A 12,758-nucleotide genomic window follows, 5' to 3' on the forward strand; every position below is an offset into this window, starting at 1 on the left:
GGCAGGTTGTGCGAGACGCCCTGCAGGCTGATCGCCTCGACCGGCGCGGTGCCGCCGCTGCCGCCGTAGCGGGTACGGGTGTAGCCGGACTGGGGCGTGTCGGTGGAGGTCGGCGTCTGGCTCAGCCCGTGGACGTTCGTCCACTGCTTGATCTCCTCGCCGAAGTTCGGATAGCGCAGGGTCTCGTCGTTCGTGCCGTGCCACAACTGCATCCGGGGCCGGGGGCCCGTGTAACCGGGGTAGGCGTTCCGGACCAGGTCGCCCCACTGCTGGGCGGTCCGGATCACCTGGCCGTTCGCGCATTCACTGTTCCAGGTGGACCCACCGGTGGTGGCGAAGCAACTGTGCGGCACTCCCGCGAAGGCGGCACCGGCGGCGAACACGTCGGGGTAGTTGCCGAGCAGGACGTTCGTCATCATGGCGCCGGAGGAGGAGCCGGTGGCGAATACCCGCGCCGGGTCGGCGTTGTACCGCTGCTGGACGTAGCGGACCATCGACACGATCGACACCGGGTCGCTGCCACCGTCGCGGCGCAGCGCCTGCTGGGAGTAGACGTCGAAGCACTGGCCGCTGCGGGTCGCCGAGGGATAGATGACGATGTACCCGTACCGGTCCGCCAGCGAGGCGAACTGGGTGCCGGAGTAGAACGCCGGGCCGGTGCCGGTGCAGTAGTGCACCGCGACCAGGATCGCGGGCCGCGCCGCGACCCGGTCCGGCACGTAGAGGTGCATCCGGAGATTGCTGGGGTTGGTGCCGAAGTTGGTCACCTCGGTGAGCGTCGCCGCCGAGGCGGGCGTGGCCACCGTGAGACCCAACAGGGCCAGGGCCGCCGCGACCCCCGCCGCGCCGAGCACTTGTACGAGCCGTCTCATCCGGATCCCCTTCCAGTCCACCGGTCCCCCGGCGACGACAGCGGTCGGGCACACCGGAGACCGAAACATTCCGAAGTATCAATGGAAATATTTCTAGGCGCAATACATCGACGATGCCTGATTTAGTGACAGTCCGGCCTGACCCGCGACAACCACTTCCCCGAATCGGGGTCCTCGCTGCTCAGGGTGCGGATAGCGGGGCCGGGACCCGGCCGGGCGGGCGCGGCGGAGCGGTGCTCTCGCGTACGACGAGGTCGGTGGCCAGCTCGATCCGGTGCTGCTCCAGCGGCTGACCGTCGGCGAGATCGATGATCATCCGTGCGGCGGTCGCCCCCATCTGCTCCAGCGGCTGCCGCACGGTGGTCATCGGCGGGCCCGACCAGCGGGTGAAGGAGAGATCGTCGAAGCCGACCACGCTCAGCGCGTCCGGTATCCGGACCCCCGCCTGTCGGGCCGCCTCGTAGACGCCGAACGCCTGGAGGTCGTTGGTCGTGAAGATCGCCGTGGGCGGGTCGGGCAGGTCGAGCAACTCCCGGCCGTCGGCCAGGCCGCCCTCGACGTACAGCCGGCTGATCCGGACCAGTTCCGGATCCACGGGTACGCCCGCGGCGTCCATCGCCGCCCGGTAACCGTCCAGCCGGGCCCGGCAGCACGGCCATTGCAGCGGGCCCGTCAGCATGGCGATCCGCCGGTGGCCGAGGTCGAGCAGGTGCCGGGTGGCGGCGAGCCCGCCGTTCCAGTTCGTCGCCCCGACCGACGGGGTCTGGTGCAGCGGCTCACCGGTCGGATCGACCACGACCAGCGGGATCGACCGCGTCGCGAGTTGCGACTGCTGCGCGACGGTCAGCTCGGAGAAGACCGCGATCACCCCGGTCGGGCGCCGGGTCAACACCTGCTCGGTCCAGGCCCGGCCCGGCGTCAGCCGACCCTGCATCTCGGTCAGTACGACGGCCAGGTCATGCTCCCGGGCCACCTTCTCCACACCTCGGATGATCTCCAACGCCCACAGGCTCTCCAGGGCGTGGAAGACCAGTTCCAGGATGGCGACCGAACTGGACGCCGCCGGCCGGCGGTACTCGTGCTCCCGGAGAATCGCCTCGACCCTCTTGCGGGTCTCCAGGGCCACCCCGGTCTGCCCGTTGATGACCCGGGAGACCGTCGGTGCGGACACCCCCGCCAGTCGGGCGATCTTCGCAACCGTGAGCACCCTGCCACGACCACTGCCACGGGTGGGCTGCGAATCGATGCCGGTCATCGCCGCAGCCTACGCGAAACATCGAGGACGATACCGACCGAAACCGGCGCACGGGTCAGGATCCGGCGCGGCGCACCGACGACGGTTCAGGATCCGGCGCGGCGCACCGACGACGGTTCAGCCGCCGCCGCTGCCGGGAAGGGCGAGCTGGTCGAACCATTCGCGCGCCGCTGCCACACCGCCGTCATCACCGAGGGCCACCATCAGCGCGACCCGCGCCTTCTCCGGGGCCAGCCCCCGGGCCCCGATCGCGCCGATCTTCGCGGCCAGCCCGGCCGGGGCCGGCAGTTCCGACAACCCGACCGGACGGGTCCGGCACCGGGAGGCGACCACCACCGGGATGTCCGCCGCGGTCAGGTCGCCGATCGTCACGAAGAGGTCGACCGGGATGTTGCCCAGCCCCGTGCCCTCCAGTACGACGCCCCGGGCACCGGCGTCGACGACGGTGGTGAGCAGGACCGGGTCGATGCCCGGGTAGGTCTTTATCAGGGCGACGTCGGACTCCGGTTCACCACGCGCCTCCGGCGGCCGGGGCGGCGGGGTACCAAGCATCTCGACCCGGCTGCCGACGACCCGCCCGAGTACGCCGTACGGTGCCGACGAGAAGGCCCGTACGGTGGTGGCGTCGACCATGCTGACCCAGCGCGCGGCGTGCAGTTCGTCGTCCACACAGACCACGGCGCCGGCTCCGGCCAGCGCCGGATCGGCGGCGGCGGCGATGGCGGAGGCCAGGTTGCGGGGGCCGTCGGCGGAGAGCTCGTCCCGGTGGCGCACCGCACCGGTCAGGACGATCGCGGCCCGGGGCGCGGCGGGGCCAGCCATCAGGTCGACGAGGAAGGCCGTCTCCGCCAGGGTGTCGGTGCCATAGCTGATCACCACGCCGTCGTATCCGTCGTCGGTTCCCGCCGCCCGGACGCGTCGGCCCAGGCCCAGCATCGTCGCCGCCGTCACGTCCCAGCTCGGCTCGGCCAGTACGTCCTCGACCACCACCTCGGCGGCGAGCAGATCCCGGGGAAGGGTGTCGAGCAGCTCCGCGCCGGACGCCACCGCCTCCCGACCCGGCCGGGTCGAATAGGCGATGGTGTCCTTGGCCGCGAGCAGCAACACACGGCTGACCATTTCTGACTCCTGCTCCGATCTCGGACGGGAACCGACCGACTACGGCATGTCGGTCAGCAACGGCAGCACCACCAGCAGCACGAACGTCATCGTCGCCACGACGGCGGACCGCACGACCTCGGGCGCGTCCACGGCCGATCAGTCCTCGCCGGTGACGCCGGCTCGTTCCTCCAGCCGCTCGATCCGCGCGACGATCGGCTGGACCTCCCGGGCGACGGCGGCGGCCAGCATGGTCGCGAGTTCCGTCGGCGTCGTGGCGGCGCCCGCCTGCGCGGGCTGCGGCGGGGACTGGGCCTGGGCCCGCAGGTGGACGTAGCCGGCCAGCGCCGCCGCGACCGCCCGTCGGGTGAGTCGGAGTTCGGCTCCCCGAGACCTGAGCAGCTGCCCGGCGACCCCGTCGGGCTCGGCGATCAGCCCCAGCAGCAGGTGCTCACAGCCGACGTAGTTGTGGCCGAACGCGGTCGCCTCGGTGACCGCGAGTTCGAGCGCGTTGGCCGCCGGACTGCTGAAGTGCCGGGACGTGCTGTCGGCGGGGGCGCCGGCTTCGGCCGTCGGCTGACCGGCGAGGTCGCTGGCCAGCCGCTCGGGCTCGATCTCCTCGACCCGGAGCACGTGCAGGGCCAGGTTGCCGCCCTCGGCCAGCACGCCGTCGAGCAGGTGGGCCGTGCCGACGCCCGCCGACCCGTCCACCCGGGACCGCTCGATGCCGAGTTTGACCGCCGCCCGGGCCCGCGGGGTGAAGTGCGGCAGCCGGGTGGCCAGGTCGGAATCGTCGAGATCGCCGAGGCCGGTTTCCCGGATGGCGCTGACCCGCCGTACGGCCTGCTCCAGCGCGCGTTGGCAGACCGCCGAGACCGGTACGCCCGAGGCCCGCACCGCCTCGGCCAGTTCGTCGGGCAGGTAGACGTTGATCTTCGGCATCACGGCCCCTCCACTCGTCCGGCCAGGAGTGCCCTCACTATACCCCCCTTGGGGTTATTGAGTACCCCCATCTCCGATCAGTGCAGATCCGTTTCGTCGTCGGCCACCGGACCACCCAGCTCCCCGGTCCCGTACCCGTCGAGGACCTCCAGCACCCGCCTGCCCCAGCGCTCGTGCGCGGCCTGACGGCTCACTCCCGCCGCCCGCGCGATCAGTTCCCAGGTCACTCCCCAGCGCCGCAGGCCGACGACGCTGGGCAGCGGGTCGACTCCGGCGGTCAGGATGATCCGGAAGTGCAGCAACTGCGCCGCCACCTCGCGCCGGTGGCCGGCATCACCGCCCTGCTCCGCCAGCCACTGTGGACCTCCCGGCACGGGGCGCCCACCGATCAGCAGGTCAGCCTGCCGGCTCGCCTCGTTGACGGCGGCGTTGACGGACGCCGTGACGGCTCCGGCCACATCCACCGCTAGTGCGGTTTCCACTACTTGATCCATAGCTGTCAGGGTAGCCTTGACAAAAGACCGCGTCAAGGTAGGCATGACAAGCTCCCGGCCGCGCCCGGCGAATTGCCTCCGGCACGCGGCCCGGCCGTGCGCTAAGATCGTTTTACGGACCGGACCAGGCCGAGCGGCGCCAGCGAGGCGACGCGGGCCACCAGGACGGTCAAGACGATCCGGAGTGGGCGAATGGCCACGGTAGGGCGGCGAGCTATCCACGCCGAGCTGGGGAACGAGGACAGCGTCCTCGCCTGACCCCCTCGGCCCGGCTCGGCGTACGCCATTTCGGCCCGCCCATCCGTCTTCGCGCGAACGAGCTCCGGACGGACACCGCGAGGACCCGGCACGACCATTCGGCCGTACGGGTTCCGGTGCGCGTTCGCCACCCCGCACGACAAGGCCAGTGCCATGCGATCCTCCGACATCCGCCGGACCTTCCTCGACTACTACACCGACCACGGCCATACCCGGGTCCCGTCGAGTCCGCTGATCCCCGACGACCCCGGGCTGCTGCTCACCATCGCCGGAATGAACCAGTTCAAGCCGTACTACCTCGGCGAGAGCCAGCCACCGCAGCCGCGCCTGACCAGCGTGCAGAAGTGCGTCCGTACCTCCGATATCGACAATGTCGGCCGGACCACCCGGCACGCCACGTTCTTCGAGATGCTCGGCAACTTCTCGTTCGGCGACTACTTCAAGGCCGACACCATCGCGTACGCCTGGGAGCTGTTCACCCGGCACTACCCGCTCGACCCCGACCGACTCTGGATCACGGTGTTCTCCGACGACGACGAGTCGGAACGCCTCTGGCGCCGCATCGGCGTCCGCCAGTCCCGGATCCAACGGCTCGGAATGAGAGACAACTACTGGTCGATGGGCGTACCCGGACCATCCGGACCATCCTCCGAACTCTGCTACGACCGTGGTCCGAAGTTCGGCCCCGAGGGCGGGCCGGCGGTGAACGACGAGCGGTACATCGAACTCTGGAACCTGGTGTTCATGCAGCACCTGCGGGGCGAGGGCGACGGCAAGGAGGACTTCCCGATCCTCGGCGACCTGCCCAGCCGCAACATCGACACCGGGCTCGGCCTCGACCGGCTCGCCGCGATCCTCCAGGACGTCGACACGATCTGCGAGACCGACCTGCTCGCACCCACCCTCGACGTCGTCCAGGAACTCGCCGGACGACCGTTCCCCGGCCACGACGGCAGCCCGGAATCGGTCTCCTTCCAGGTCGTCACCGAGCACGCCCGGTCCTCCGCGTTCCTCCTCGCCGACGGCGTACTGCCGGGCAACGAGGGACGGGGCTACGTACTGCGCCGGCTTCTCCGCCGCGCCGTCCAGCACGCGCACACCCTCGGCATCGAGACGCCGGTCCTGGCGGCGGTCACCGGCAGCGTCGTGGAGAACCTCGGCGGCACCTGGCCCGAACTCGTCGCCGGACGCGCGCTCATCGAGGCAGTCAGCCAGCACGAGGAGGAGAGCTTCACCAGTACCCTGCGCCAGGGCGGGCGCCTGCTCGGCGCGGCGATCGGCCGGCTCCGGGGCACCGACACGACCCGCCTGTCCGGCGAGACCGCGTTCGAACTGCACGACACCTACGGCTTCCCGATCGACCTCACCATCGAGGCCGCGCAGGCGGCCGGACTCACCGTCGACGAGGAGCGGTACGCGGTGCTGCTGGACGAGCAGCGCCGCCGGGCCAGGAGCGGCGGCCGGGGCCGGAGCGCGACGCAGGAGCGACGCCTGGACACCTACCGGCAACTGCTGACCCGGCACGGGCGTACCGACTTCGTCGGCTACACCGACACCGTCGTCGAAACCGAACTTCTCGCCGTACTGCGGGACGGCCGACCGGTGGAGACGGCAGGCGCCGGTGACCGGATCGAACTGGTGCTCGGCCGCAGCCCGTTCTACGCCGAGTCGGGCGGGCAGGTGGGCGACCACGGAAGCGTACGGGCGGCCGACGGAACGGTCGTGGAGATCACCGACACCCGGCACGGCGTCGACGGATTCCACGTACACGACGGTCTGGTACGGCACGGCGAGGTCCGGCCCGGCCTGCGGGTCGAGGCCTGCGTCGACGGCGATTGGCGGGCGGCCGTCGCCCGGTCCCACTCGGCCACCCACGTGCTGCACGCCATGCTGCGGCGGGTGCTGGGCGACCACGCCCGGCAGCAGGGCTCCCTCGTCGCACCCGGACGACTGCGGTTCGACTTCGCCCACTTCTCCCCGGTCGAACCGGCCGCACTCGACACCATCGGCACCCTGGTCAACGATTACCTGCTGGACGATCCCGAGGTACGGGTCTGGCACGCGAGCCGGGCCGAGGCCGAGGCGGCGGGCGCGACCGCCTTCTTCGGCGACCGGTACGGCGAGCAGGTCCGGATCATCGACATCGGCGACGCCTCCCGGGAGCTGTGCGGCGGCACCCACGTCGGGCACGGCACCCAGGCCGGGCCGGTCCGGATCGTCGGCGAGTCCTCCGTCGGCGCCGGACTGCGCCGGATCGAGGCGCTGACCGGCCGGGACGCGCTGCGGTACGCCGACACCGAGCGGCGGCTGCTCGCCGAGGTCGGCAAGCTCGTCGGTGCCCGACCGGACGACCTGCTTCCGACCCTGGCCAAGCGGCTCGGCGCGCTCGCCGAGGCGGAGGAGGCGCTGCGCCGACACCGCCGGCACGAACTCGACGCGATCGCCGGATCGCTGCTCGGGCAGCGTCGGGCGGTCGGCAACGGCTGGCTGGTCAGCGCGCTCCGCGACGACCTCACCGGCTCCGAACTGCGGTCGGTCGTGCTCGACATCCTGGCGCGGTGCCCGGACGACGAGCCGACGATCGTCGTACTCGCGGTCGTGGACGACGGAAAGGCGCAGCTCACCGCCGGGTTCAGTACCGCGTTGCCGGGCCGGCGCGGCCAGGCCCGAGACGTACTCGTCGAGGCGGCTCGGCTGATCGGCGGCGGGGCCGGCGGCACCGGCAACCTGGCCAGCGCGGGTGGCCGCCAGACGCACCGGATCGGCGAGGCACTGACCCGGGCCGAGGCAGCGGCCGCCGAACGGCTCACCCAGACCTGACGCTCTCGTGATCACGTGAGGTCCGGCCGGTCCGGGCAGGCCGGACTTCACGTGATCAGCGGGCAGCGGTCGGCGGTCGGCGACGCGGACTCAGCGGCGGGCGTGGCGGAGGGTGGTGACGAGGAGGGCGGTACCGAGCAGGGCGAGTGCGAGCGTGCCCACCACCAGTGGTGCGGGCCCGGCCGGACGAGCGTCGACGCGTACCGCGCCCATGAAGTCGAGCGCGGCGATGCCGTTCAGCACCGGGTACCAGAGTGCGAGGTAGCCGACCTGGAAGAGCCGGTGGGTACGGCTCAGCACCCCGGACGCCAGCGCCAGCGACGGCACGAAGAGCAGTCCGGCGCCCCAGGCCGCCAGCCCGGCGGCGTCCTGGTCGAGCAGCATCCGCAGCATCGGCACGAACCCGGTCAGCCCGGCGATGGCCAGTCCGGCGACCCATTCCGCCAGCATCCGCCGCCGGACTCCGGAACAGGCGCCGAGCAGCGCGTCCACCCCGTACTCGTGGCGTTGGGTGCCCAGCCGGGACCAGAGCAGGACCGGCCAGATCCAGGCCAGCGGCAGGATGACCGCCGGTACGGCCGCGATCGGCGCCACGGCCCCGGCGATGCCGAGCAGTCCGGTGCCGAGCCACCACCAGCGCGAACCGGACCGGCGCAGCACCCGCACCTCCCCGGCGACCAGTCGACCGAACCCGTCCACGGCACGGAGTCCGCGACCGTGGGCCGGGCCCTGGTGGGAGGCCAACCAGGACGGCACCGTCCCGCCCCTCGGCGTCCGGGGTGCGTCGACCACCACCGTCCCCGGCGCCCCCACCAGCGGCATCCCCGTCAACGGCATGCCGAACGGCGGCGTCCCCGTCAACGGCGTCCCCGTCAACGGCATGCCGCGCGGCGGCGCCATCCCGGGCGGCGGCTGGGGCAGTCCGGCGGTGGGCTCCGGATGCCGACGGGTACGGGTCCGCGCCGGGTCGAACCGGCCGAACCAGAGCACCGGCAGCACCGCTATCCCGGCCGCGACCAGGATCAGCAGCAGCCGCTGCGCGACGAACCCGAGGTCGGCGTCGGCACCGGACCACTCGAATGTCCGAAGCGGATGGTCGAGGTACATCAACCCCAGGCTGAACTCGCCGTCGACCGGCTTGATCTGCTCGGCGGCGACGCTCTCCCGCAGTGACCGGGCCACCCACTGGGTGCCGAATCCATTCAACGGGGCATCGGGCTCCTGCCCGACGACCATCCCGACCATGGCGAGGAAGAACCAGACGATGTTGCCGAACCCGCCGCGCAGCGGGCGTACCGAGTCGAACAGCACCGCCATCGCGGCGGCGAACGCCAGCACGGGAACGGTGAGCAGGCCGAACGGCATCAGCAACGCGACCGGGTCCACCGCACGGTCCTCGCCCCGGGCCAGTTGCATCACCAGGCCGGTCGCCGCGAGCACCCCCGCCATCGAGCCCAGCACCAGCAGATTGCTGAGGAACTTGCCGAACAGGTAGCCGGAGCTGCGCAGCGGGGTCGCGGCGAGGAGCTGCCCCACACCCGTGCGCTCGTCCCGGACGACGGCGCCGCGTACGACGTAGAAACCGGCGAACGTCAGCCAGAGTGCCCCGGCCAGCGCGGTCACCGTGCCGACGTAGGCGCTGTTGTACACGCCCCGGTAGTCGGCGGCGTTCACTACCACCCAGCGGCTGTCGACCTCCGGCACCGCCAGATAGCCCAGTCCGACGGCGGTGGCCAGCACCACCACGTACGCCGGTCGACGCACCCGCTCGCGGAAGTCGGCCACGGCGACGGCGAGCGGCCCGCGTACCGTCATCGGGACGCCGTCCACGGCGCGCCGTGGTTCGACTGACCCGGCTGGTGGATGGCGTCGAGATAGGCGTCCTCCAGATCGGGTGGAACCGGGGTGGCCGCCGGACCGGGTGGATCCGGCGACAGCACCCGGACCCGTACGCCGGACGGCGTCCGCACCATCGCGCTGACCACGTGCCGTGCCTGGATCCGGGTGGCCTCGGCGGGGTCGACCAGGACCTCCCACACCCGCCCCGCGCTCGCCCGGAGCAGTTCCTCCGGAGTACCCCGGCGGCGGATCCGGCCCTGGGCGACGATGGCGATGTCGGCGGCCACCGACTCGACGTCCGAGACGATGTGCGTGGAGAGTACGACCACCCGGTCGGCCGCCAGCTCGCCGAGCAGGTTACGGAACCGGACCCGCTCCTCGGGGTCCAGCCCGGCGGTGGGCTCGTCGACCACCAGCACCCGTGGGTCGGCCAGCAGGGTCTGGGCGATGCCGACCCGGCGCAGCATCCCGCCGGAGTACTTCCCCAGCGGCCGCTTTCCGGCCCCGGTCAGGTTGACCAGCTCCAGCAACTCGTCGATCCGGGCCCGGCCGGTCCGGGCCGGCAGTCCCTTGGCCGCGGCGAGGTAGCCCAGGAACTCCCGGGCGGTCAGGTTCGGATAGACCCCGAAGTCCTGCGGCAGGTAGCCGAGACATCGGCGCAGCAGGTCCGGCCGGGCCAGCACGTCGACGCCGTCGAACGTGACCTGCCCGCTGCTCGGTCGGGTCACGGTGGCGGCGATCCGCATCAGTGACGACTTGCCCGCCCCGTTCGGTCCCAGCAGACCCAGTATTCCGGCGTCGAGTCGCAGCGTCACCCCGTCGACCGCCCGATGGCCACCCCGATAGATCTTCACGATGTCGCGCAGTTCGAACACGTCCCGCTCCCCCATTCCTGCTCGATCCCGGGCTCGGTTCCGGCTCGGTTCCGAAACCAGGCTCGGCTCGATCCCGGGCTCGGTTCCGGCTCGGTTCCGGAACCAGGCTCGGCTCGGCTCGGCTCGGCCCCGGACCGGCCCCGGACCGGACCGGCTCCGGGTCTCGGTCCGGCCGGACGAGCAGACCATTCGGACCGTCCCCGGGGCACGGGGCGCAGCCACCGGATCCGGGGTGGGGCTGGGCATACCTCCGGACTATCCCCAGCCGGATGGGCCGCACCCAGCCCGCCGGTTAGCGTGGTGGTCGTGTCCCGGCGGAACCCTCGTACGCTGCTGGAATCGGTCACCCGAGGCCGGTTTCTGCTGACCGGCTGGCCCTGGCGGGCCCTGGCGCACCTGCTGACCACCCCGCCGGTAGCGCTCGCCTGCGCGGCGACGCTCGGGCTGCTGGCCATGCCGTGGCTGTTCCTGCTGAGTCGGGGCACCGAACTGGCCCGCCTGCCGCTCGGCGTGCTGGCGTTTCTGCTGGTGCTCGGGGCGGTTCTGCTCGCCGGGTTCGGGCCGCTGGTCGCGGTGCCGCTGGGCGGGCTGGAACGGGTCCGGCTACGGCTCGTCGACTCCCGCCCGGTCACCTCCGGGCACCGCACGCCGTCCGCCCCGGACCCGTGGTCCTGGTTCCGGACCCGCTACACCGAGCCGGCCACCTGGTTGGCGCTCGGCTACGCCGCCCTGATGGCGACGGTGGCACTGCTGCTCTCCTGCGCCATGCTGGCGCTGCTGCTCCTGATCGGGGTGCTCGTCGCCAGTCCGCTGCTGGTGGGGAGCGGCGAGGGCACGATCTCCATCGGCATCGCCGAGGTCGACACCGTCGGGCAGGCGCTGCCGTACGCGCTGCTCGGGCTGGCGTTGCTGGTCGTCGTGCCGTACCCGATGGCGCTGCTGGCCGGCGCGCACGGCCTGCTGGCCCGGGCACTGCTGGCCGGCGGTACGCACGTGCGGCTGCGTACCGAACTGGTCGAGGTGTCCCGGTCCCGGGCGCGGTTGGTGGACGCGTTCGAGGCCGAGCGCCGCCGGATCGAGCGCGACCTGCACGACGGGGCCCAGCAACGGCTGGTCAGCCTCACCCTGCAACTCGGGCTGGCCCGGGTGGAGATCCCCGCCGGCTCTCCCGGGGCGGCGGCGGTGGCGGACGCCCACGAGCAGGCAAAGGTGTTCATGATGGAGTTGCGGGAACTGATCCGGAACATCCATCCGAAGGTGCTCACCGACCGCGGCCTGCCGGCGGCGGTACGCGACCTGGCCGACCAGTCGGCGGTTCCGGTGACCGTCGACGCCGAACTGCCCGGACGGCTGCCGAACGCGGTGGAGGCGACCGCGTACTTCGTCGTCGCCGAGGCGCTGACCAACATCGCCAAGCACAGCGGCGGCACCGCCGCGCGGGTCTGGCTGCGCCAGCGGAACGATCTGCTGACCCTGGAGGTCCGCGACGACGGGCGGGGCGGGGCCGATCCGGGGCTGGGCACCGGGTTGACCGGGCTGGCGGACCGGGTCGCGGTGATCGACGGCAGAATGTTGCTGTCCAGCCCGCCCGGCGGGCCGACCCTGCTACGTGTGGAGCTGCCGTGCAGCCGCAACGACCCGTGATCCGGGTGGTCCTCGCCGAGGACGGTGTGCTGCTCCGCGAGGGACTCGTCGGCCTGCTCGGCCGGTTCGGCTTCGAGGTCGTGGCCGCCGTCGGGAACGCCGAAGCCCTCGCTACGGCCGTCGCCGCACACGCACCGGACCTGGTGCTGACCGACATCCGGATGCCACCGGACTTCACCGACGAGGGGCTGCGGGCCGCCGTGGAACTGCGCCGTGCCCATCCGGGGCTGGCCGTGGTCGCACTGAGCCAGTACGTCGAGCAGAGCTACGCCGCCGACCTGCTCGACACAGGCGGTGGCCGCCGGGTGGGCTACCTGTTGAAGGACCGGGTGGTCGACGTGCCGGAGTTCGTCGACGCGCTGCGCCAGGTCGTGGACGGCGGCACCGTCGTCGACCCCGAGGTGGTACGCCGGCTGCTCCGCCGGCAGCGGGATCCACTGGCCCGGCTCTCCGCCCGGGAGCGCGAGGTGCTGGCGCTGGTCGCCGAGGGTCGCTCGAACGCCGCCATCGCCCGGGTGCTGGTCGTCTCCGAGGCGGCGGTGGGCAAGCACGTCGGCAACATCCTCGCCAAGCTCGACCTGCCGCCGACCGAGGACACCAACCGCCGGGTCCTGGCGGTGCTGGCGTACCTCACCGGGCAGCGGTGAGCCGCCGGAGGTAG

General features: G+C 72.2%; 10 protein-coding genes. 3 read left to right on the top strand and 7 right to left on the bottom strand.

Going from position 1 to position 12,758, the window contains the following annotated elements; genetic code table 11:
* The 5 genes from I0C86_RS17715 to I0C86_RS17735 all read right to left on the bottom strand — a co-directional run.
* Nucleotides 1-872: extracellular catalytic domain type 1 short-chain-length polyhydroxyalkanoate depolymerase (locus tag I0C86_RS17715; protein WP_196202349.1), on the bottom strand; the 872-nt coding region annotated here is incomplete at its 3' end.
* A gap of 181 nt (nt 873-1,053) precedes the next feature.
* The gene (locus tag I0C86_RS17720) at nt 1,054-2,127 is read right to left on the bottom strand and encodes a LacI family DNA-binding transcriptional regulator (protein WP_196202350.1); all 1,074 of its coding nucleotides are present in this window, start codon (nt 2,125-2,127) and stop codon (nt 1,054-1,056) included.
* Between the two features lie 117 nt (nt 2,128-2,244).
* Nucleotides 2,245-3,246 carry an asparaginase gene (locus tag I0C86_RS17725; RefSeq protein WP_196202351.1) on the bottom strand — a complete coding sequence of 334 codons (1,002 nt, stop codon included), beginning with the start codon at nt 3,244-3,246 and terminating at the stop codon, nt 2,245-2,247.
* Nucleotides 3,247-3,384: 138 nt separating this feature from the next.
* Nucleotides 3,385-4,167, bottom strand: coding sequence for a Clp protease N-terminal domain-containing protein (locus I0C86_RS17730; RefSeq protein ID WP_196202352.1), 783 nt, complete (start codon nt 4,165-4,167; stop codon nt 3,385-3,387).
* A 77-nt stretch (nt 4,168-4,244) separates the two neighbouring features.
* The gene (locus I0C86_RS17735; protein WP_196202353.1) at nt 4,245-4,661 is read right to left on the bottom strand and encodes a hypothetical protein; all 417 of its coding nucleotides are present in this window, start codon (nt 4,659-4,661) and stop codon (nt 4,245-4,247) included.
* Nucleotides 4,662-5,072: 411 nt separating this feature from the next.
* On the opposite strand from I0C86_RS17735, the gene alaS reads away from it, so the two are divergent.
* Nucleotides 5,073-7,739 carry an alanine--tRNA ligase gene (alaS, locus tag I0C86_RS17740; protein WP_196202354.1) on the top strand — a complete coding sequence of 889 codons (2,667 nt, stop codon included), beginning with the start codon at nt 5,073-5,075 and terminating at the stop codon, nt 7,737-7,739.
* A 90-nt stretch (nt 7,740-7,829) separates the two neighbouring features.
* Here the strand turns inward: alaS and I0C86_RS17745 are convergent, their stop codons facing one another.
* Together I0C86_RS17745 and I0C86_RS17750 are read right to left on the bottom strand one after the other, a co-directional pair.
* The gene (locus I0C86_RS17745; protein ID WP_196202355.1) at nt 7,830-9,554 is read right to left on the bottom strand and encodes an ABC transporter permease; all 1,725 of its coding nucleotides are present in this window, start codon (nt 9,552-9,554) and stop codon (nt 7,830-7,832) included.
* Entirely contained in the window at nt 9,551-10,468 is a 918-nt protein-coding gene (locus tag I0C86_RS17750; RefSeq protein WP_230394331.1) for an ABC transporter ATP-binding protein, read from the bottom strand. The genes I0C86_RS17745 and I0C86_RS17750 overlap by 4 nt, the downstream gene beginning before the upstream one ends.
* A 291-nt stretch (nt 10,469-10,759) precedes the next feature.
* Here I0C86_RS17750 and I0C86_RS17755 point away from each other — a divergent pair, with 291 nt between their 5' ends.
* Entirely contained in the window at nt 10,760-12,097 is a 1,338-nt protein-coding gene (locus I0C86_RS17755) for a sensor histidine kinase (protein ID WP_323373703.1), read from the top strand.
* Nucleotides 12,076-12,744 (top strand): response regulator, encoded by a 669-nt coding sequence (locus I0C86_RS17760; RefSeq protein WP_196202358.1) that lies wholly within the window; start codon nt 12,076-12,078, stop codon nt 12,742-12,744. Before I0C86_RS17755 ends, I0C86_RS17760 begins: the two co-directional genes overlap by 22 nt.
* The last annotated feature ends 14 nt before the right edge of the window (nt 12,745-12,758 follow it).

Source organism: Plantactinospora alkalitolerans, assembly GCF_015690345.1.
Lineage (GTDB): Bacteria > Actinomycetota > Actinomycetes > Mycobacteriales > Micromonosporaceae > Plantactinospora > Plantactinospora alkalitolerans.

What these genes read in the sequence shown, in the direction of transcription:
- I0C86_RS17745 (WP_196202355.1), bottom strand. Translation starts at nt 9,554, where the DNA reads ATGACGGTACGCGGGCCGCTCGCCGTCGCCGTGGCCGACTTCCGCGAG.
- I0C86_RS17720 (WP_196202350.1), bottom strand. Translation starts at nt 2,127, where the DNA reads ATGACCGGCATCGATTCGCAGCCCACCCGTGGCAGTGGTCGTGGCAGG.
- I0C86_RS17725 (WP_196202351.1), bottom strand. Translation starts at nt 3,246, where the DNA reads ATGGTCAGCCGTGTGTTGCTGCTCGCGGCCAAGGACACCATCGCCTAT.
- I0C86_RS17730 (WP_196202352.1), bottom strand. Translation starts at nt 4,167, where the DNA reads ATGCCGAAGATCAACGTCTACCTGCCCGACGAACTGGCCGAGGCGGTG.
- alaS (WP_196202354.1), top strand. Translation starts at nt 5,073, where the DNA reads ATGCGATCCTCCGACATCCGCCGGACCTTCCTCGACTACTACACCGAC.
- I0C86_RS17750 (WP_230394331.1), bottom strand. Translation starts at nt 10,468, where the DNA reads ATGGGGGAGCGGGACGTGTTCGAACTGCGCGACATCGTGAAGATCTAT.
- I0C86_RS17735 (WP_196202353.1), bottom strand. Translation starts at nt 4,661, where the DNA reads ATGGATCAAGTAGTGGAAACCGCACTAGCGGTGGATGTGGCCGGAGCC.